The organism is Mycobacterium sp. DHQP2018-32-09 (assembly GCF_058148405.1).
Window position 1 is genome coordinate 26,644 of record NZ_JBYVYK010000030.1, and the last position, 18,563, is coordinate 45,206.

Sequence of the window (18,563 nt, forward strand, 5' to 3'; positions counted from 1 at the left end):
GCCGAACCGCTCCGACCTGCGATGAGGTGGTCTGGTCCACAGCTTCCACACCCCCTAATACTGTTACCTAGATATCTTCTAGAGAAATCCCTTAGAACACAGGGCTTGGGGACGCACCGAACGAGCGCCGGTGGCACCCCCTCGGACGGCGGTCCGTCGGTGGCATCGATTAGCTTTCAACTTGGAGCCGGAGGCTCTACGGTGGTTCTTCGACGACCCGCCGCGGTCGTCGCAGTGCAGCGTCACGAACGACCGCGAGAGCGTCGCAGGTCCGCTGCTTGACGCATGTAGTTCGGGTCATCGAAGGGACGCTATGGACGTGGCGACGACAGCCGGTCTGACCGACTTGAAGTTTCGCCTGGTGCGCGAAGACTTCGCCGACGCCGTCGCGTGGGTGGCACGGATCCTGCCGAGCAGGCCCACGGTCCCGGTGCTCTCCGGTGTGCTGCTGACCGGCTCCGACGACGGGCTGACCATCTCGGGCTACGACTACGAGGTGTCGGCCGAGGTTCGCGTGGCAGCCGAGATCGCCTCTCCTGGAAGCGTTCTGGTGTCCGGACGACTGCTGTCCGACATCACCAAGGCACTGCCCGCAAAGCCGGTGGACGTCAGCGTCGAGGGCACGCGCGTCGCGCTGAGCTGCGGTAGCGCTCGGTTCTCGCTGCCGACCATGGCCGTCGAGGACTACCCGACCCTGCCCACCATGCCGGAGGACACCGGCGTCGTGCCGTCGGACGTCTTCTCCCAGGCGATCGGTCAGGTGGCGGTGGCGGCCGGCCGTGACGACACGTTGCCCATGCTCACCGGCATCCGCGTCGAAATCTCGGGTGAGAAGGTCGTTTTGGCGGCCACCGACAGGTTCCGGCTCGCCGTGCGCGAACTCACGTGGGCCAACGCCGCCGCGGACGTCGAGGCCGCCGTGTTGGTTCCTGCGAAGACGCTGTCAGAGGCAGCGCGCGCCGGATCCGACGGTGCCGACGTGCAGTTGTCACTGGGCTCCGGCGAGGCCGTCGGGCGCGAGGGTCTGCTCGGCATCCGCAACGGGGGCAAGCGCACCACCAGCCGCCTGCTCGATGCGGAGTTCCCGAAGTTCCGGCAGCTGCTGCCCGCCGAGCACACGGCGGTCGCGACCATCGGCGTCGCCGAGCTCACCGAGGCCATCAAGCGCGTCGCGCTGGTCGCCGACCGCGGCGCCCAGGTGCGGATGGAGTTCGACGGCGACGTGCTGCACCTGTCCGCCGGCGCGGACGACGTGGGTCGCGCCGAGGAGGACCTGCCGGTGGAGTTCTCCGGCGAGCCGTTGACCATTGCGTTCAACCCCGGGTATCTCACCGACGGTCTGGGTTCGTTGCACTCCGAGAAAGTGACGTTCGGTTTCACGACACCCAGCCGTCCCGCGGTGTTGCGGCCCGCGGGGGATGATGGTGGGTACGCGGAATCCAGCGGGCCGTTCCCGGCCGCGCAGACCGATTACGTGTATCTGTTGATGCCGGTGCGGCTTCCGGGCTGACCGGTCCGACGTCCAGGAGAGCGCACATGCAGATGGGGTTGGTTGGCCTCGGCAAAATGGGTTTCAACATGCGCGAGCGGTTGCGCAAGGGTGGTCACGAGGTGATCGGATACGACCCCCGCCCCGAGGTCAGCGACGTCGAGTCGCTGGCGGCTCTGGCCGAAGCCCTGGAGGCCCCGCGCGTGGTGTGGGTCATGGTGCCCTCGGGCGACATCACCCACGAGACCATCGGGTCGCTGGCCGACGTGCTGTCGGAGGGCGACCTGGTGATCGACGGCGGCAATTCTCGGTACACCGAGGATGGTCCGCACGCGAAATTGTTGGCGGAGAAGGGAATCGGCTTCGTCGACGCCGGCGTCTCGGGCGGGATCTGGGGTCTCACCGAGGGATACGGCCTGATGGTCGGCGGTAGCGATTCCGATGTCGCCAAGGTGATGCCGATCTTCGACACGCTGCGCCCCGAAGGCGACGTGGCCGACGGCTTCGTGCACGCCGGCCCCGTGGGCGCCGGGCACTTCGCCAAGATGGTGCACAACGGCGTCGAGTACGCGTTGATGACGGCCTACGCCGAGGGCTACGAAATGCTGGCCGCCGAAGATCTGATCAAGGATCCGCAAGCGGTGTACCAGGCGTGGACCAACGGCACCGTCGTGCGGTCGTGGCTGCAGCAGCTGCTGGCCAAGGCGCTCAAGGAGGATCCCGAGCTCGCCGAGATCAGCGGCTACACCGATGATTCCGGCGAGGGACGGTGGACGGTGGAAGAGGCCATCCGGTTGCGGGTACCGGTGCCCGGCATCGCCGCGTCGCTGTTCGCGCGTTTCCTCTCGCGGCAGGACGACTCCCCCACCATGAAGGCCGTTGCGGCGCTTCGGAATCAATTCGGTGGGCATGCCGTCAAGCGGGTGAGTCAGTCCGGTTAGTCCGGCTCGACCGCGAGGAGCAGCTGCTTGTACGTCCGTCGTCTTGCCCTGATCGACTTCCGGTCGTGGCCCCGGGTGGAGGTGGACCTCACCCCCGGTCGCACCGTCTTCGTTGGTCGGAACGGTTTCGGCAAGACGAATCTCGTTGAGGCGCTGTGGTATTCGACGACTCTTGGTTCACACCGGGTGGCGTCGGACGCCCCTCTGATCCGTGCGGGTGCACCGCGCGCGGTGGTGTCGACCATCGTCGTCAACGAAGGACGCGAGCTGGCGATCGACCTGGAGATCACGTCGGGCAAGGCGAACAAGGCGCGGTTGAACCGCTCCCCCGTGCGCAGCCCGCGTGAGGTCCTCGGCGTGCTGCGGGCGGTGCTGTTCGCACCGGAGGATCTGGCGCTGGTGCGCGGCGACCCCGGCGATCGACGCCGGTATCTCGACGAGCTCGCGACGACCCGGCGGCCGGCGGTGGCCGGCATCCGGGCCGACTACGACAAGGTGGTGCGACAACGGACGGCGCTGCTGAAGACCGCCTCGGGCGCGCGGTTCCGTGGTGACGGCGGGGCCCTGGCGACGCTGGACGTGTGGGACGGTCACCTGGCGACGTACGGCGCCCAGCTCATCGCGGCGCGGGTGGGTCTGACGACCGAACTCGCGCCCGAGGTGGCCAAGGCCTACCAACTGTTGGCACCGGCGTCGCGGCCCGCCGCCATCGCCTATCGCAGCGGGGTCGAGACCGTGGAGTCCGAGGCGGCCGCGGGCACGGTCGACGTCCAGGTGTACGAGGCGGCGTTGCTCGCCGAACTGGCCCGACGACGGTCGGCCGAGCTGGAACGCGGTGTGTGTCTGGTGGGCCCGCACCGCGACGATCTCGAATTGCGACTGGGTGACCAACCGGCGAAGGGTTTCGCCAGTCACGGCGAGTCGTGGTCCATGGCGTTGTCGTTGCGGTTGGCGGCCTACGAACTGCTGCGTGCCGACGGCAGTGACCCGGTCCTGCTGCTCGACGACGTGTTCGCCGAACTCGACGCCGCCCGCCGCCGGGCACTCGTCGACGTGGCGGCGTCGGCCGAACAGGTGTTGGTGACCGCCGCGGTGCCCGAGGACGTCCCCGGGGACTGGGATGCCCGGCGCATCGAGATCGGAATGCGCGACGACGACGAGGGAAGGATGTCGGAGGTGGTGACATGACCGACGAAGAGTCCTATCCGCCAGCACATCTGGCTCATCTCAAGGGGATGGACCTGGTGCGCCGCACCCTGGAGGAGGCGCGGGGTGCGGCCAAGAGTCAGGGCAAGGACGTGGGCCGGGGTCGCAGTACGCCACCGGCCCGCAAGGTGGCGGGCCGCGGGAATCGGCGCCGGTGGTCCGGCCCGGGACCCGACGTGCGGGACCCCCAGCTCCTCGGATCGCTGACGCTGGACTTGGCTCGGCAGCGGGGGTGGACCACCAAGGTCGCCGAGGGAGCGGTGTTCGGAAAGTGGTCGGAGGTGGTCGGTGACCAGATCGCCGAGCACGCGGCACCCACCGCGTTGCACGAGGGCGTCCTCACCGTCACGGCGGAGTCGACGGCCTGGGCCACGCAGTTGCGCATGGTGCAGTCGCAGTTGCTTGCCAAGATCGCGGCCGCGGTCGGCGACGGGGTGGTGACGGCGGTGAAGATCGTGGGTCCGACGGCGCCGTCGTGGCGTAAGGGGAAGTATCACATCGCGGGCCGCGGGCCTCGCGACACCTATGGCTGAGAGCCGCGCCAGGGCCGATTTGGCATTCGCCGAGCGGCCGGACGCATGGATCACCGAAAAATCGCGACTCTGGCGCAATCAGGTGCATGGAAACGCCGCCTGAGATCCTGTGCCACCGGTTGCGGACGGTAGACTTGGGAGAGGCCCGCGCGCGGTGTTTCGACACCACACCGGGCATTCCGTCAGAGATCAAGGAGACGCGTCCAACGTGGCTGCCCAGAACAACGCTCCGAGCGAGTACGGTGCCGATTCGATCAAGGTCCTGGAAGGCTTGGAAGCGGTTCGCAAGCGGCCCGGCATGTACATCGGCTCCACCGGAGAGCGCGGTCTGCACCACTTGATCTGGGAGGTCGTGGACAACGCCGTCGACGAGGCCATGGCGGGCTTCGCCAGCAAGGTGCAGGTGCGCATCCTCGCCGACGGCGGTGTCGAGGTGACCGACGACGGCCGTGGCATCCCCGTGGCGATGCACAGCACCGGCATCCCCACCGTGGACGTCGTCATGACGGTGCTGCACGCCGGCGGCAAGTTCGAGGAAGGCGCCTACCAGGTGTCCGGCGGCCTGCACGGCGTCGGCGTGTCCGTGGTGAACGCGCTGTCCACGCGGCTCGAGGCCGACATCCGCAAGGACGGCTACGAGTGGTTCCAGACCTATGACAACTCGGTGCCCGGCACGCTGCGCCAAGGCGACAAGACCACGAAGTCCGGCACCACCATCCGGTTCTGGGCGGACCCGAACATCTTCGAGACCACGAACTACGACTTCGAGACCATCGCGCGGCGACTGCAGGAGATGGCGTTCCTGAACAAGGGTCTGACCATCGAACTCACCGACGAGCGGGTGGCCCCCGACGAGGTGGTCGACGAGGTGGTCAGCGACACCGCTGCGGCCCCGAAGTCCGCCGACGAGAAGGCTGCCGAGCCGGTCCACAAGGTCAAGCACCGCGTCTTCCACTACCCCGGCGGGCTGGTCGACTTCGTCAAGCACATCAACCGGACCAAGACCGCCATCCAGCAGAGCATCATCGACTTCGAGGGCAAGGGCCCCGGACACCAGGTCGAGATCGCCATGCAGTGGAACGCGGGCTACTCCGAGTCGGTGCACACGTTCGCCAACACCATCAACACCCACGAGGGCGGCACCCACGAGGAGGGTTTCCGCAGCGCCCTGACCACCGTGGTGAACCGGTACGCCAAGGACAAGAAGCTGCTCAAGGAGAAGGACCCCAACCTCACCGGCGACGACATCCGCGAGGGCTTGGCGGCGGTCATCTCGGTGAAGGTGTCGGAGCCGCAGTTCGAGGGCCAGACCAAGACCAAGCTCGGCAACACCGAGGTCAAGTCGTTCGTGCAAAAGATCTGCAACGAGGAGTTGCAGCACTGGTTCGACGCCAACCCGGCCGAGGCCAAGATCGTGGTGAACAAGGCGGTGTCGTCCGCGCAGGCGCGGATGGCGGCGCGCAAGGCCCGAGAGTTGGTGCGCCGCAAGAGCGCAACGGACATCGGCGGACTCCCCGGCAAGCTGGCCGACTGCCGTTCGACGGATCCCAAGAAGTCCGAGCTGTACGTGGTGGAGGGCGACTCGGCCGGTGGCTCGGCCAAGAGCGGCCGCGACTCGATGTTCCAGGCGATCCTGCCGCTGCGCGGCAAGATCATCAACGTCGAGAAGGCGCGCATCGACCGCGTGCTGAAGAACACCGAGGTCCAGGCGATCATCACGGCGCTGGGTACCGGCATCCACGACGAGTTCGACATCGCCAAGCTGCGCTATCACAAGATCGTCCTGATGGCCGACGCCGACGTCGACGGTCAGCACATCTCGACCCTGCTGCTGACCCTGCTGTTCCGCTTCATGAAGCCGCTGGTCGAGAACGGCCACATCTTCCTGGCGCAGCCGCCGCTGTACAAGCTCAAGTGGCAGCGCAGCGAGCCCGAGTTCGCGTACTCCGACCGCGAGCGCGACGGGTTGTTGGAAGCGGGTCGTGCGGCCGGCAAGCGCATCAACGTCGACGACGGCATCCAGCGCTACAAGGGTCTGGGTGAGATGGACGCCAAGGAGCTGTGGGAGACCACCATGGATCCGTCGGTGCGCGTGCTGCGCCAGGTCACGCTCGACGACGCCGCGGCCGCCGACGAGCTGTTCTCGATCCTGATGGGCGAGGACGTGGAGGCGCGCCGCAGCTTCATCACGCGCAATGCCAAGGACGTCCGCTTCCTCGACGTCTGAGTCGTCCGAGGCCACGAGTTCCACGAATTAAGGCTGAACACACATGACTGACACCACTCTGCCGCCCGGCGACGAAGCCGGCGACCGCATCGAACCGGTCGACATCCAGCAGGAGATGCAGCGCAGCTATATCGACTACGCCATGAGCGTGATCGTGGGCCGTGCGCTGCCCGAGGTCCGCGACGGTCTCAAGCCGGTGCACCGCCGCGTGCTGTACGCCATGTACGACAGTGGTTTTCGGCCCGACCGCGGGCACGCCAAGTCGGCGCGCTCGGTCGCCGAGACCATGGGCAACTATCACCCCCACGGCGACTCGTCGATCTACGACACGTTGGTGCGCATGGCGCAGCCGTGGTCGCTGCGCTACCCGCTGGTGGACGGCCAGGGCAACTTCGGCAGCCCCGGCAACGATCCGCCGGCCGCCATGCGGTACACCGAGGCGCGGCTCACTCCCCTGGCCATGGAGATGCTGCGTGAAATCGACGAGGAGACAGTCGATTTCATCCCGAACTATGACGGCCGCGTGCAGGAGCCCACGGTCCTGCCCAGCAGGTTCCCGAACCTGCTGGCCAACGGTTCCGGCGGCATCGCCGTCGGCATGGCCACGAACATGCCGCCGCACAACCTGCGTGAGCTCGCCGACGCCGTCTACTGGTGCCTGGAGAACCACGAGGCCGACGAAGAGGCGACGCTCGCCGCGGTCTGCGAGCACGTCAAGGGTCCGGACTTCCCGACGCACGGTTTGATCGTTGGCTCGCAAGGCATCTCGGACACCTACAGCACCGGTCGTGGTTCCATCCGGATGCGTGGCGTCGTCGAGATCGAGGAAGACCAGCGGGGTCGCACCTCGATCGTCATCACCGAGTTGCCCTACCAGGTCAACCACGACAACTTCATCACCTCCATCGCCGAGCAGGTGCGCGACGGCAAGCTGGGCGGCATCTCGAACATCGAGGACCAGTCCAGCGATCGCGTCGGTCTGCGCATCGTGGTGGAACTCAAGCGCGACGCCGTGGCGAAGGTGGTGCTGAACAACCTCTACAAGCACACCCAGCTGCAGACGAGCTTCGGCGCGAACATGTTGGCGATCGTCGACGGCGTGCCCCGGACGCTGCGGCTCGATCAGCTGATCCGCCATTACGTCAACCATCAGTTGGACGTCATCGTCCGGCGGACGCGGTACCGGTTGCGCAAGGCCAACGAGCGCGCCCACATCTTGCGCGGCTTGGTCAAGGCCCTCGACGCGCTCGACGAGGTGATCGCGCTCATCCGCGCGTCGGCCAACGCCGACGTGGCCCGCAGCGGCCTCATGGAGCTGCTCGACGTCGACGAGATCCAGGCGCAGGCCATCCTCGACATGCAGCTGCGCCGACTGGCCGCCCTCGAGCGTCAGAAGATCGTCGACGACCTCGCCAAGATCGAAGCCGAGATCGCCGATCTCGAGGACATCCTGGCGAAGCCGGAGCGGCAGCGCGCCATCGTCCGCGACGAGCTCAAGGAGATCGTCGACAAGTACGGCGACGACCGTCGGACCCGGATCATCGCGGCCGACGGCGACGTGGCCGACGAGGATCTGATCGCGCGTGAGGACGTCGTGGTGACGATCACCGAGACGGGCTACGCCAAGCGCACCAAGACCGACCTGTACCGCAGCCAGAAGCGCGGCGGCAAGGGCGTCCAGGGCGCGGGCCTCAAACAGGACGACATCGTCAACCACTTCTTCGTGTGCTCGACGCACGACTGGATCCTGTTCTTCACCACGCAGGGGCGGGTGTACCGAGCCAAGGCGTACGACCTGCCGGAGGCGTCGCGCACGGCGCGCGGCCAGCACGTGGCGAACCTGCTGGCGTTCCAGCCGGAGGAACGCATCGCTCAGGTCATCCAGATCAAGTCCTACGAGGACGCGCCCTACCTGGTGCTGGCCACCCGCAACGGGCTGGTGAAGAAGTCCAAGCTGGTCGACTTCGACTCCAATCGCTCCGGCGGCATCGTCGCGGTGAACCTGCGCGACGGTGACGAGTTGGTCGGTGCGGTGCTGTGCTCGGCCGACGACGACTTGCTGCTGGTGTCGGCGAAGGGGCAGTCGATCCGCTTCTCGGCGAACGACGAGGCCCTGCGTCCGATGGGTCGCGCCACCTCCGGCGTCCAAGGCATGCGGTTCAACGAAGAGGACACGCTGCTGTCGCTCAACGTGGTCCGGGAGGGCACGTATCTGCTGGTCGCGACATCGGGCGGGTACGCCAAGCGCACGGCGATCGAGGAGTACAGCCCGCAGGGCCGAGGCGGCAAGGGCATCTTGACCATCCAGTACGACCGCAAGCGTGGCAACCTGGTGGGTGCGTTGATCGTCGACGACGACACGGAGCTGTACGCCATCACCTCCGGTGGCGGTGTCATCCGGACCGCGGCACGTCAGGTGCGCAAGGCCGGGCGGCAGACCAAGGGGGTGCGCTTGATGAACCTGGGTGACGGCGACACACTGATTGCCGTCGCACGTAATGCCGACGAGGATGCCGCGGAGGAACTGGCGGCCCTTGACGACGACGGCGCGACCGAAGGTGCCGGCGAGGGCGACGTGCAGGACACCCAGCAGGACACCGTGCAGGGCGACGAGTCGGACTCCGGCGACGCCGCAGACGAAGGGACCACCGAGGAATCGTGACGCGACGCGCAGCGATCGGTAGCCCCACCGAGCGAAGGAGCCGAGGGTGACCTCACCGAACGACCCGGGACACCCGCGTACGGGTGACGGGCCAGGAAGTGGCACCGCCAACGGTTCCGGCGCCGGGTCCCCGGAGGGCACGCCCACCGGCCCCGCGCATCGTGCCGCTCCGGCGGGCGAGCATGCCGACGTGCCGCCGTGGCAGCGCGGGGCGGCACGGGCCCGGCAAGCGCAAGGCCCCGGCCAAGCGCAGGGTCCCGGTCAGGCGGCGGCACAGTCGCGGACCGGCGAGGCGCCGGGGCACGGGTCGGGAGTGGACGCCCGCATCAACCGGTTCATGTCCGGTGGGCCGGCGGCGCCCGCGCGCGAGGCCGACGCGGCGCCGCGCACCGAACGTCCGGATACGCCCCGCCCGGAACCGCGTCCGGAGCAGCCCCGTCCGGAGCAGCCCCGTGCCGAACAGGCCCGTCCCGAGCAGCGGCAGGACGCCCGTCCGGAACCGCGCAAGGAGAAGTACGGCAGCGAGCTGCCCGACCTCTCCGGTCCCGCGCGTTCCGGTGCGCGCAAGCAGGCGGCGTCCGACTCGCCGCAGCGACCCGCGACGCGGACGCAGGTGATGAACCGGCCGCACGGTGGTCCGGTGCGCGCGAGCATGCAGGTGCGCCGCTTCGATCCGTGGAGCGTGCTCAAGGTTTCGCTGGTGCTGTCGGTGGCGCTGTTCTTCGTGTGGATGATCGCGGTGGCGTTCCTGTACCTCGTCCTGGGCGGTATGGGCGTGTGGACCAAGTTGAACAGCAACGTGGGCGACCTGCTGACGAGCGCAGGCGGCAGTGGTGGCGAGCTGGTGTCCAGCGGGGCGATCTTCGGCGGCGCAGCGTTGATCGGGTTGGTCAACATCGTGCTGCTCACCGCCATGGCGACCTGTGCGGCGTTCATCTACAACCTGACCACCGACCTGGTGGGTGGCATCGAGGTCACGCTGGCCGATCGGGATTGATGCTCGGGCAGCTGCCGTTTTGGGAGTTGGGCGGTGCTTGCGGTAATCTCGCTCGGTCGCTTGCGACATCCGGGCCTATAGCTCAGGCGGTTAGAGCGCTTCGCTGATAACGAAGAGGTCGGAGGTTCGAGTCCTCCTAGGCCCACGGTTTTCCCTCCAGGAAGGTGTGCCGTGAGGCGGTTCGTCGTACTGGCCACGGTGGTGGCGGGTGTGCTGATCATCCGGTCCCGCACCCGTGACGAGGTCTGGCACGTCGCCGCAGAACAGTCACACTGACCCCCAAGGGGCCTTAGCTCAGTTGGTAGAGCGCTGCCTTTGCAAGGCAGATGTCAGGAGTTCGAATCTCCTAGGCTCCACTCATCCGATCGTCGGGCCAGACCGTAGAGGTCTGGCCCGTTGTCGTTTCCGGCGGTGGGCGACCGGCGTCAAACGTGCGGCCATGGCGGGAATCAGGCGTATGCCCCGCCATGGCCGCACGTTCGATGGCCGTCAGGGTTTGGGCGTGACGTCCACGCTCGGCGGCAGGGGCGACGGCTCCGGCTGCGTGGAGCGCCGCACGATCGAGAACGTCACCGCCCCCACCGCCAACACCGCGACGCCGGCGGCGGCGAGCACGACCGGGCGCGGGCGCCGCTTGCCGCGGCGGGCCTTGTCCAGCTTCTCCGGCAGCGCCGTGACCGCCTGCTGCGCGTTCGCCAACTCCGCCACGATGGCCTCCTGGGCCGCTTCGAGGTCCTTGCGCAGCTTGCCGCTGCGGTACCGGTCGCGCGCCCACCCGGCGGTCGACCCAACGGACTGCACGCTCAGACCCAACGCTCCCCTGGTGACGTCCACCGGGCCCACCGTCGAATACTTCAACCCCCTGGCGAAACGCTCGCGGGGCGACAGTGCGGGGGCTTTGATGCGGCTCATGGTCTTGGCCTCTCTCGGGTGTCAGCGGTGCTGTGCGACAACGGTACCGACGCCGGGAGCGGGCGTGCACGAGAACCACGGCCACGCGGTCACGCCCGGGTGGCCCTGCGCTTGGGTGCGGCCTTCTTGGCCTGCCGCGCCGCCTTCGCGGCGACCGGCGGTACCGCAGACGCCATCACGGCCTCAGCCCGGTCCCAGACCCGGTGCAGTCCAAGGGCGGCGAGCAGGTCGGTACCGAACGACTTGTCCGCAGCCCCGGAGACCAGCACCCCGGCGGAGTCGGGCAGGATGCCGGCCGCCTGCAGCAGCACCGCGCCGTCGGCCCACGCTCCCAGTGGCTTGCAGTGGCGATGGGCCTCTTGCAGCAGCACCGTCAGCTTGATGTCGGTGGTGGGCGCGGTGCCACCGGCGATCACCACCGCGTCGAACTCGATGGAGCGCGCCGTGGCGAACGTGCGCTCGACGACCAGGGTGCGTCGCCCGGACTTCAACGTGCCGCCGGCGGCGGAGAGCACGTGGGCCACCACGCCCTTGGCCCTGAGCGTGCGTGTCAGCTGCGTGATGCCGGCGAAGTCGGAGTCGGCATCGGCCACGATCGCGACCTTGCGGCCCGCCACCGGACCCGGGGCCGTGACCACCTGGGTCAGCGCCGCGGAGGTGACGACGTCCTGCGGCGGGGTGCCCTTCGGGGCGGGGAGGCCGAGGCCCTGGGCCACCTGCTGGCACAGGTCGGCATCGACATTGGCCAGGACCTGCAGCTGACGCTCCTTGACGGCCTGCCCGTAGCACTTGCCGAGTTCGAAGGTGAACGCCTCGACGACGTGCACCTTCTCGACGGCGGTGAGGCTGCGGTAGAACATGGCGGGCTGGGTGAAGTGGTCGTCGAACGACGCCGGGTTGGCCCGCACCACGGGACCCTCGACGGTGCGGGGGGTCTGGACGTAGCCGCCGTCGGCGGCGTCGGCGACCACCGGTTCACCGTCGTCGAGCGAGTTGGGGCGGTACGGTGCGATGCCGGTGTGGATCGCGGTCTGGTGCATCCCGTCGCGCAGCATGTCGTTGACCGGGCAGTGCGGCCGGTTGATGGGCAGTTGCGTGAAGTTGGGGCCGCCCAGCCGCGTGAGCTGGGTGTCCAGGTAGGAGAACAGCCGCGCCTGCATCAGCGGATCGTTGGTGACCTCGATGCCCGGCACGAGGTTGCCGGTGTGGAAGGCGACCTGCTCGGTCTCGGCGAAGTAGTTGGTGGGGTTGCGGTCGAGGGTGAGCTTGCCGACGCGGCGGACGGGCACCAGCTCTTCCGGAACCAGCTTGGTGGGGTCCAACAGGTCGATGCCCTCGTAGGCGTCGGTGCCGTCGTCGGGCATCACCTGGATGCCCAGCTCGTACTCCAGCGGCGCCCCTGCGGCGATGCCCTCGGCCATGTCGCGACGGTGGAAGTCGGGGTCGCATCCCGCCGCGATCTGGGCTTCCTCCCACACCAGCGAGTGCACCCCGGCCACTGGCTTCCAGTGGAACTTGGCCAGGCTGGTGCGGCCGCCCGCGTTGACCAGCCGGAAGGTGTGGACGCCGAACCCCTCCATGGTGCGGTAGGAGCGCGGGATGCCGCGGTCGCTCATGTTCCAGAACACGTGGTGGGTGGCCTCGGTGTGCAGTGACACGAAGTCCCAGAAGGTGTCGTGCGCCGACTGCGCCTGCGGAATCTCGATGTCCGGGTGCGATTTTGCCGCATGCACCACGTCGGGGAACTTGATGCCGTCCTGGATGAAGAACACCGGCATGTTGTTGCCGACGAGGTCGAAGTTGCCCTGCTCGGTGTAGAACTTCACCGCGAACCCGCGGGTGTCGCGGACGGTGTCGGCCGAGCCCCGGGATCCCAGGACCGTCGAGAACCGACAGAACACCTCGGTGCGCGTGCCCTTGGCCAGGAACGCGGCCGACGTGACGTCGGAGGCGTTGCCGTAGGCCTCGAAGTTGCCGTGAGCCGCCGCTCCGCGGGCGTGCACCACGCGCTCCGGGATGCGTTCGTGGTCGAAGTGCGTGATCTTCTCGCGTAGGTGGCAGCCCTCGAGCAGGGTCGGCCCGCGCGGCCCGGCCTTCAACGAGTGATCGGTGTCGGGTAGCCGGACCCCCTGTGCGGTGGTCAGGTAGCGCCCGGTTTGAGAACGTGGAACATCCTGCGGCACAGCCGTTTCGGCGTCTCCGGTCGGGCCGACGGGAGGTGGCGCGGATTGGTCGCGGCGACGGGAGGGGGGCACGGAGGCTCCTTTCGAGCACGGGTACGTGCTTATCGGGTGCCGTGCGCAGTACCCCTCGTCAGCGGTCGAAAACGTCTCGGAACGCCTCGAAATCGGCGACACCCGAGGTGAATACGCCGTGATCGTGGACGTCAACGGGGGTGATGAGGCGCAGGACGCCCGCGGTGACGGTCTCGAATTCCGCTGAGTTTTGCGAGAATTCGCCGATCAGCACCGTGGCCAATGCCCGTCGCCGCCCGTGTCCCCGTCCGTGTCCCTGGTGGGCGTACTCGCCCGCCGCCAGGATCGGAGGCAGTCGCGTGGGTCGAGTGCGCATGGGGTCGCGGCTACCCGCGTCGGCGGACGTCATGCGGGCAATGGCAGACTGGGATTCCGTGACGAGCCCCATTCAGACCGCGACTGCAACCCTGCACACCAACCGCGGCGACATCAAGATCGCCCTGTTCGGTAACCACGCCCCCAAGACCGTCGCCAACTTCGTCGGCCTGGCCCAGGGCACCAAGGACTACAGCACCGAGAACGCGACCGGCGGTGCGTCGGGTCCGTTCTACGACGGCGCGGTGTTCCACCGCGTCATCGCCGGCTTCATGATCCAGGGCGGTGACCCAACGGGTACCGGCCGTGGTGGGCCGGGCTACCAGTTCGACGACGAGTTCCACCCGGAGCTGCAGTTCGACAAGCCCTACCTGCTGGCCATGGCCAACGCGGGTCCGGGCACGAACGGCTCGCAGTTCTTCATCACGGTGGGCAAGACGCCGCACCTCAACCGTCGGCACACCATCTTCGGCGAGGTCGTCGATCCGGAGTCGCAGAAGGTGGTCGACGCCATCGCGACCACGGCGACCGACCGTGGCGATCGCCCCACCGAGCCCGTCGTGATCGAGTCGGTCACGATCTCCTAGTTCGACGGCGCAGCCGATCTTCGACCGCCGCGGCCGGACGTGCATGGCACGTCCGGCCGTCGCGCGTCAGGGGACGTAGCCGGCGGCGGTGAGCGCGTCGAGCACGTCGAGGGGGTCGGTGCCCAGGTCCCACCGCGAGAACACGATCAGCCGGTCGTCGGGCGCGGTGTCGATCTCGAGTAGCCGCACCTTGCGGCCGATGCGGCGGAACTCGGTGATCCGCACGGATGCGATCGCGGTGCGCGGAAGCGTCCGCACCTGCCACCAGCCGCGGACGACGAGGCCGTCGCCGGTGATTGCCAGTTTTGGACGCGCGCGCCACGAAACGACTGCAAAGCCCACCAGCCCGGCGCCGGCAACACCGGCGAGGAAGCGTCCCGGAGCGTCTGTGACTGCGGTCACAGCGGCCACCAGCATGACGAGGCCCACGATTCCGCTCACGGCGATGGATGCCGGGCGCGGACCCCAGGATGTTTGCTGCATGGTCTCGTCACACCCCGCGAGCTTGACCGACGTGGTTATCCACAGGCGCTATCCCCAATGGGGATGAATCACATCGATGTGATTGGGTTTCGAACAGGTTGCGAAACGGACAACGACCAGGCGGCGGGATGAATTCATCTGCCCCGCGGCCGGGGTCACCGCCACCGCATCGTGAGCAACAGACCCGTGATCATGAAGGCAAACGCGATGGCGTAGTTCCACTGCGCCAGGTTCGCCATCCACGTCAGCCAACTGGGGGCGTCGACGGGGTTGGTGGCGGCCAGCTGGAACACCAGCAACCACATCAGGCCGATCAGCATCAGCCCGATGAAGAGGGCCACGAACCACACGCTCGACGGGCCTGCCTTGACCTTCACCGGAGTACGACTCACCGGGTTGACGGTGAAGTCGTTCTTCTTGCGGACCTTCGACTTGGGCATGGGTACCTTCAGGCGGTTCGACTACTGCGACGATTTCCATCTCATGGTGCGACGATGGAGCGGATGCACCCAAGAGAGTAGCTCAGCGGACTGGACGGCCGGTACGTCCACCGACGCGCATCCGACACGACACGGGAGGCAGCATGCAGGACACGCCCGCCGTGACGCCCCCGCCGGGGCGGCGCTCGATCTGGCGATTCGGCGTACCCGTGGTGTGCCTGTGGGCCGGTCTGCTGCTCGCGACCACCCACACGGTGTCCGGCGGCACCGAGATCCGCCGCAGCGACGCTCCACGCCTGGTCGACCTGGTGCGAGAGGCGCAGCAGTCCGTGGACCGGCTCTCGGCGCAACGCGACGGCCTGGCCGCCGAGGTCGACAACCACCACGGGGGCTCCCCCGGCGCCACCGCGGCGCTGACCGCGATCACCGCACGGGCCGACGCGCTGGCCGCCGATGCGGGCGTGGCGCCCCTGCGCGGCCCCGGGCTGGTGGTCACCCTCAACGACGCCCAACGCGACGCCAACGGCCGATTCCCCGGGGACGCCTCGCCCGACGACCTGGTGGTGCACCAGCAGGACGTGCAGGCGGTCTTGAACGCCATGTGGAGCGCGGGCGCCGAGGGCATCCAGATGCAGGACCAGCGCATCATCGGGACGTCGGCGCCGCGATGCGTCGGCAACACGTTGCTGCTCAACGGGCGCACCTACAGCCCGCCGTACGTCATCACCGCGGTCGGCGACGTCCGTGCGATGCAGGCCGCCCTGGCCGCCGCTCCCCTGGTGACGCTCTACCGCCAGTACGTGGTGCGGTTCGGGCTGGGCTACACCGAGCAGCCTCGGCAGGCGGTCGACCTCGTCGGCTACGACGCACCCGTGCGGATGCGCTACGCCCAGCCGACCGGGCCGCTGGGCTACTGAGCGACGACCCCGCAATCGAGTTGCGCATACCCAGTAACCTGGGGTGATGCAGGTCCTCGTCGTCGACAATTACGACAGTTTCGTGTTCAACCTGGTGCAGTACCTCGGCCAGCTCGGGGTCGACGTGCAGGTGTGGCGCAACGACGACGAGCGCCTGGCCGATCGCGACGCCGTGGCCGCCGAGTTCGACGGCATCCTGCTGAGCCCCGGGCCCGGTACCCCCGAGCGGGCGGGCGCGTCCATCCCGCTGGTGCGGGCGTGCGCCGCCGCCAAGACCCCGCTGCTGGGCGTCTGCCTGGGTCACCAGGCCATCGGGGTGGCGTTCGGCGGCACCGTCGACCGCGCGCCGGAACTGCTCCACGGCAAGACCAGCGTGGTGCATCACGACGACAGCGGCGTCCTGACGGGCCTGTCGGATCCGTTCACGGCCACCCGCTACCACTCGCTGACGATCCTGCCCGAGACGCTGCCCGCGGAGCTGGTGGCCACCGCGCACACCGACGGCGGGGTGATCATGGCGGTGCGCCACCGCGGGCTGCCGATCCACGGCGTGCAGTTCCACCCGGAGTCGATCCTCACCGAGGGTGGGCACCGCATGCTGGCCAACTGGCTCGAGCTCTGCGGCCAGGCGCCCGACGAGGCACTGGTGCGGCGGCTCGAGCAGGAGGTCGCCGACACCGTGCGGGCCGCCACGGCGCACAGCGCCGTCTGACGCCGCGGGTTACTGCGCGAAGCTGATCGTGATGGATGCGCCGAACGTGGTCGGCGTGCCCGCCGCCGGGTCCTGCGTCGCGACGCCGTTGGTCGGTGCCCCGCTGTTCTGCGCATTGGGCAGCTTGATCAGCTCGCCGGTCCAGCCCAGCGACCGCAGCAGGGGCTCGGCGTCCACCCAGAACATGTTGCGCAGGTTCGGCATCACGAACTGATTGCCGCGCGACACCTGGATCTGCACCAAGCTGTCCCTCGCGACCTGCTGACCGGCCGCGGGATCGGTGCCGATGACCTGGTTCTGCGGCTTGGTGTTGTCGATGTCGATGCGGATGGTCTTCGTGAAGCCCGTGGTCTTCAACAGTCGATCGCAGTCGTCGAAGCTGAAGCCGGCGCAGTCCGGTATCGGCAGGTCACCCGGCCCGCTGCCGACGATGATGGTCACCTGATTGGTGATCGCCGAGGTCGAGTTGGCCGGTGGGTTGGTCCCGATGACGCGGCCCTTGGTCTCGGGCGTCGACGGTGACTCCGACTGCTTGAGGTTCTCGAAGCCCGCATCCCGCAGCTTCTGCGCGGCCTGCTCCGGGCTGAACGTCGAGACGTCGGGCACCTGCTCCTGCTTGGGGCCCGACGAGACGTTGATGGTCACCACGTCACCGGCGGCCGACATCGAGCCCGACGGCGGCTGGGTGTCGATGACCAGGTTGGGGCGCACGGTGGTGCTGTCGTGGTTCTCCACGCGCGTCTCGAAGCCGCGGTTCTGCAGGTCGGCCTGCGCCTCCTCGACGGTCTTGCCCGCCACGTCGGGAACCTGCTGCTCGCGGGTGCCGCCGCCGAACATGTTGATGCCGATGGTCACCACGACCGTCAGCACCGCCAGGATGGCGACCACGGTCAACCACCGGCGCACCGACCGGCTGCGCTCGGGCTCCAGACCCTGGCGGCGCAGCGGGATGCGCTCGGTGGACTCGTGCCGGCCCACCGGCGCGGCGGCCAGCAGCGACGTGCGCTCGGCGTCGGTGAACACCTTCGGTGCCTCCGGCGCCTCGCCGCTGTGCACGCGGATCAGGTCGGCGCGCATCTCCGCGGCACTCTGATAGCGGTTGTCGGGGTTCTTGGTCAGCGCCTTGAGCACCACCGCGTCCAGCTCCGGCCCGATGCCGGCATGCCGCTGCGACGGCGGCACGGGGTCCTCGCGGACGTGCTGATAGGCCACCGCGACCGGGGAGTCGCCCACGAAGGGCGGCTCGCCGGTGAGGATCTCGTAGAGCACGCATCCCAGCGAGTACACGTCCGAGCGGGCGTCGACCTTCTCGCCGCGCGCCTGCTCGGGTGACAGGTACTGGGCCGTGCCGATGACGGCGGCGGTCTGCGTCACGCTGTTGCCGGCGTCGGCCAGGGCGCGGGCGATGCCGAAGTCCATCACCTTCACCGCGCCGGTCTTGCTGATCATGATGTTGGCCGGCTTGACGTCCCGGTGGATGATGCCGTGCTGGTGGCTGAAGTTGAGGGCCTGGCAGGCGTCGGAGATGACCTCCAGCGCCCGCTTGGGCGCCATCGGACCCTCGGTGTGCACGATGTCGCGCAGCGTGACGCCCTCGACGTACTCCATCACGATGTACGGCAGCGGGCCGTTGGCGGTCTCCGCCTCGCCGGTGTCGTACACCGCGACGATGGCCGGGTGGTTCAGGGCGGCGGCGTTCTGCGCCTCACGGCGGAAGCGCAGGTAGAAGCTGGGGTCACGCGCCAGGTCCGCGCGCAGCACCTTGACCGCGACGTCGCGGTGCAACCGCACGTCGCGGGCGAGGTGGACTTCGGACATCCCGCCGAACCCGATGATCTCTCCGAGTTCGTAGCGGTCTGACAGGTGTTGTGGCGTGGTCATGGGGCC

16 protein-coding genes and 2 tRNA genes are annotated in these 18,563 nt (G+C 68.4%); 12 read left to right on the forward strand and 6 right to left on the reverse strand.

What is annotated here, in order from left to right; all coding sequences use genetic code 11:
* Positions 1 to 313 precede the first annotated feature (313 nt).
* From dnaN to AC30CM_RS15850, 9 genes are all read left to right on the forward strand, one after another.
* Positions 314 to 1,510: a DNA polymerase III subunit beta gene (gene dnaN, locus AC30CM_RS15810; RefSeq protein WP_490117842.1), complete on the forward strand. Its 1,197-nt coding sequence runs from the start codon at positions 314 to 316 to the stop codon at positions 1,508 to 1,510.
* Positions 1,507 to 2,430 (forward strand): phosphogluconate dehydrogenase (NAD(+)-dependent, decarboxylating), encoded by a 924-nt coding sequence (gene gnd / locus AC30CM_RS15815; RefSeq protein WP_490117886.1) that lies wholly within the window; start codon positions 1,507 to 1,509, stop codon positions 2,428 to 2,430. The genes dnaN and gnd overlap by 4 nt, the downstream gene beginning before the upstream one ends.
* Before the next feature lie 27 nt (positions 2,431 to 2,457).
* Positions 2,458 to 3,618, forward strand: coding sequence for a DNA replication/repair protein RecF (gene recF / locus AC30CM_RS15820; RefSeq protein ID WP_490117843.1), 1,161 nt, complete (start codon positions 2,458 to 2,460; stop codon positions 3,616 to 3,618).
* Positions 3,615 to 4,169, forward strand: coding sequence for a DUF721 family protein (locus AC30CM_RS15825; protein WP_490117844.1), 555 nt, complete (start codon positions 3,615 to 3,617; stop codon positions 4,167 to 4,169). The genes recF and AC30CM_RS15825 overlap by 4 nt, the downstream gene beginning before the upstream one ends.
* A 208-nt stretch (positions 4,170 to 4,377) precedes the next feature.
* Positions 4,378 to 6,396, forward strand: coding sequence for a DNA topoisomerase (ATP-hydrolyzing) subunit B (gyrB, locus tag AC30CM_RS15830; protein ID WP_490117845.1), 2,019 nt, complete (start codon positions 4,378 to 4,380; stop codon positions 6,394 to 6,396).
* 43 nt (positions 6,397 to 6,439) lie between these two features.
* Positions 6,440 to 9,058, forward strand: a complete 2,619-nt coding sequence (gene gyrA / locus AC30CM_RS15835; RefSeq protein WP_490117846.1) for a DNA gyrase subunit A — start codon at positions 6,440 to 6,442, stop codon at positions 9,056 to 9,058.
* Positions 9,059 to 9,104: 46 nt separating this feature from the next.
* A complete protein-coding gene (locus AC30CM_RS15840; RefSeq protein WP_490117847.1) occupies positions 9,105 to 10,055 on the forward strand; it encodes a DUF3566 domain-containing protein in 951 nt (316 codons plus the stop codon).
* Between the two features lie 71 nt (positions 10,056 to 10,126).
* Positions 10,127 to 10,200, forward strand: a tRNA-Ile gene (locus AC30CM_RS15845).
* A gap of 138 nt (positions 10,201 to 10,338) precedes the next feature.
* Positions 10,339 to 10,411 (forward strand) — tRNA-Ala (locus AC30CM_RS15850).
* Between the two features lie 133 nt (positions 10,412 to 10,544).
* Here AC30CM_RS15850 and cwsA read toward each other — a convergent pair.
* From cwsA to AC30CM_RS15865, 3 genes are all read right to left on the reverse strand, one after another.
* Positions 10,545 to 10,967: a cell wall synthesis protein CwsA gene (cwsA, locus tag AC30CM_RS15855; RefSeq protein ID WP_490117848.1), complete on the reverse strand. Its 423-nt coding sequence runs from the start codon at positions 10,965 to 10,967 to the stop codon at positions 10,545 to 10,547.
* A gap of 89 nt (positions 10,968 to 11,056) precedes the next feature.
* Positions 11,057 to 13,222, reverse strand: a complete 2,166-nt coding sequence (locus tag AC30CM_RS15860; protein ID WP_490117849.1) for a catalase — start codon at positions 13,220 to 13,222, stop codon at positions 11,057 to 11,059.
* A gap of 58 nt (positions 13,223 to 13,280) precedes the next feature.
* Complete coding sequence (locus AC30CM_RS15865; protein ID WP_490117850.1) at positions 13,281 to 13,445, reverse strand: hypothetical protein; 165 nt, start codon at positions 13,443 to 13,445, stop codon at positions 13,281 to 13,283.
* A 133-nt stretch (positions 13,446 to 13,578) separates the two neighbouring features.
* Here AC30CM_RS15865 and AC30CM_RS15870 point away from each other — a divergent pair, with 133 nt between their 5' ends.
* The gene (locus AC30CM_RS15870; RefSeq protein WP_490117851.1) at positions 13,579 to 14,124 is read left to right on the forward strand and encodes a peptidylprolyl isomerase; all 546 of its coding nucleotides are present in this window, start codon (positions 13,579 to 13,581) and stop codon (positions 14,122 to 14,124) included.
* 66 nt (positions 14,125 to 14,190) lie between these two features.
* Here AC30CM_RS15870 and AC30CM_RS15875 read toward each other — a convergent pair whose 3' ends face one another.
* A complete protein-coding gene (locus AC30CM_RS15875; protein WP_490117852.1) occupies positions 14,191 to 14,607 on the reverse strand; it encodes a PH domain-containing protein in 417 nt (138 codons plus the stop codon).
* Between the two features lie 155 nt (positions 14,608 to 14,762).
* Positions 14,763 to 15,047, reverse strand: a complete 285-nt coding sequence (gene crgA / locus AC30CM_RS15880; protein WP_490117853.1) for a cell division protein CrgA — start codon at positions 15,045 to 15,047, stop codon at positions 14,763 to 14,765.
* A 143-nt stretch (positions 15,048 to 15,190) separates the two neighbouring features.
* Between crgA and AC30CM_RS15885 the strand changes: the two genes are divergently transcribed.
* Positions 15,191 to 15,964, forward strand: coding sequence for a DUF881 domain-containing protein (locus AC30CM_RS15885; RefSeq protein ID WP_490117854.1), 774 nt, complete (start codon positions 15,191 to 15,193; stop codon positions 15,962 to 15,964).
* 46 nt (positions 15,965 to 16,010) lie between these two features.
* Positions 16,011 to 16,676, forward strand: coding sequence for an aminodeoxychorismate/anthranilate synthase component II (locus AC30CM_RS15890; protein ID WP_490117855.1), 666 nt, complete (start codon positions 16,011 to 16,013; stop codon positions 16,674 to 16,676).
* A gap of 9 nt (positions 16,677 to 16,685) precedes the next feature.
* Here the strand turns inward: AC30CM_RS15890 and pknB are convergent, their stop codons facing one another.
* Positions 16,686 to 18,557 carry a Stk1 family PASTA domain-containing Ser/Thr kinase gene (gene pknB, locus AC30CM_RS15895; RefSeq protein ID WP_490117856.1) on the reverse strand — a complete coding sequence of 624 codons (1,872 nt, stop codon included), beginning with the start codon at positions 18,555 to 18,557 and terminating at the stop codon, positions 16,686 to 16,688.
* Positions 18,558 to 18,563: the final 6 nt, after the last annotated feature.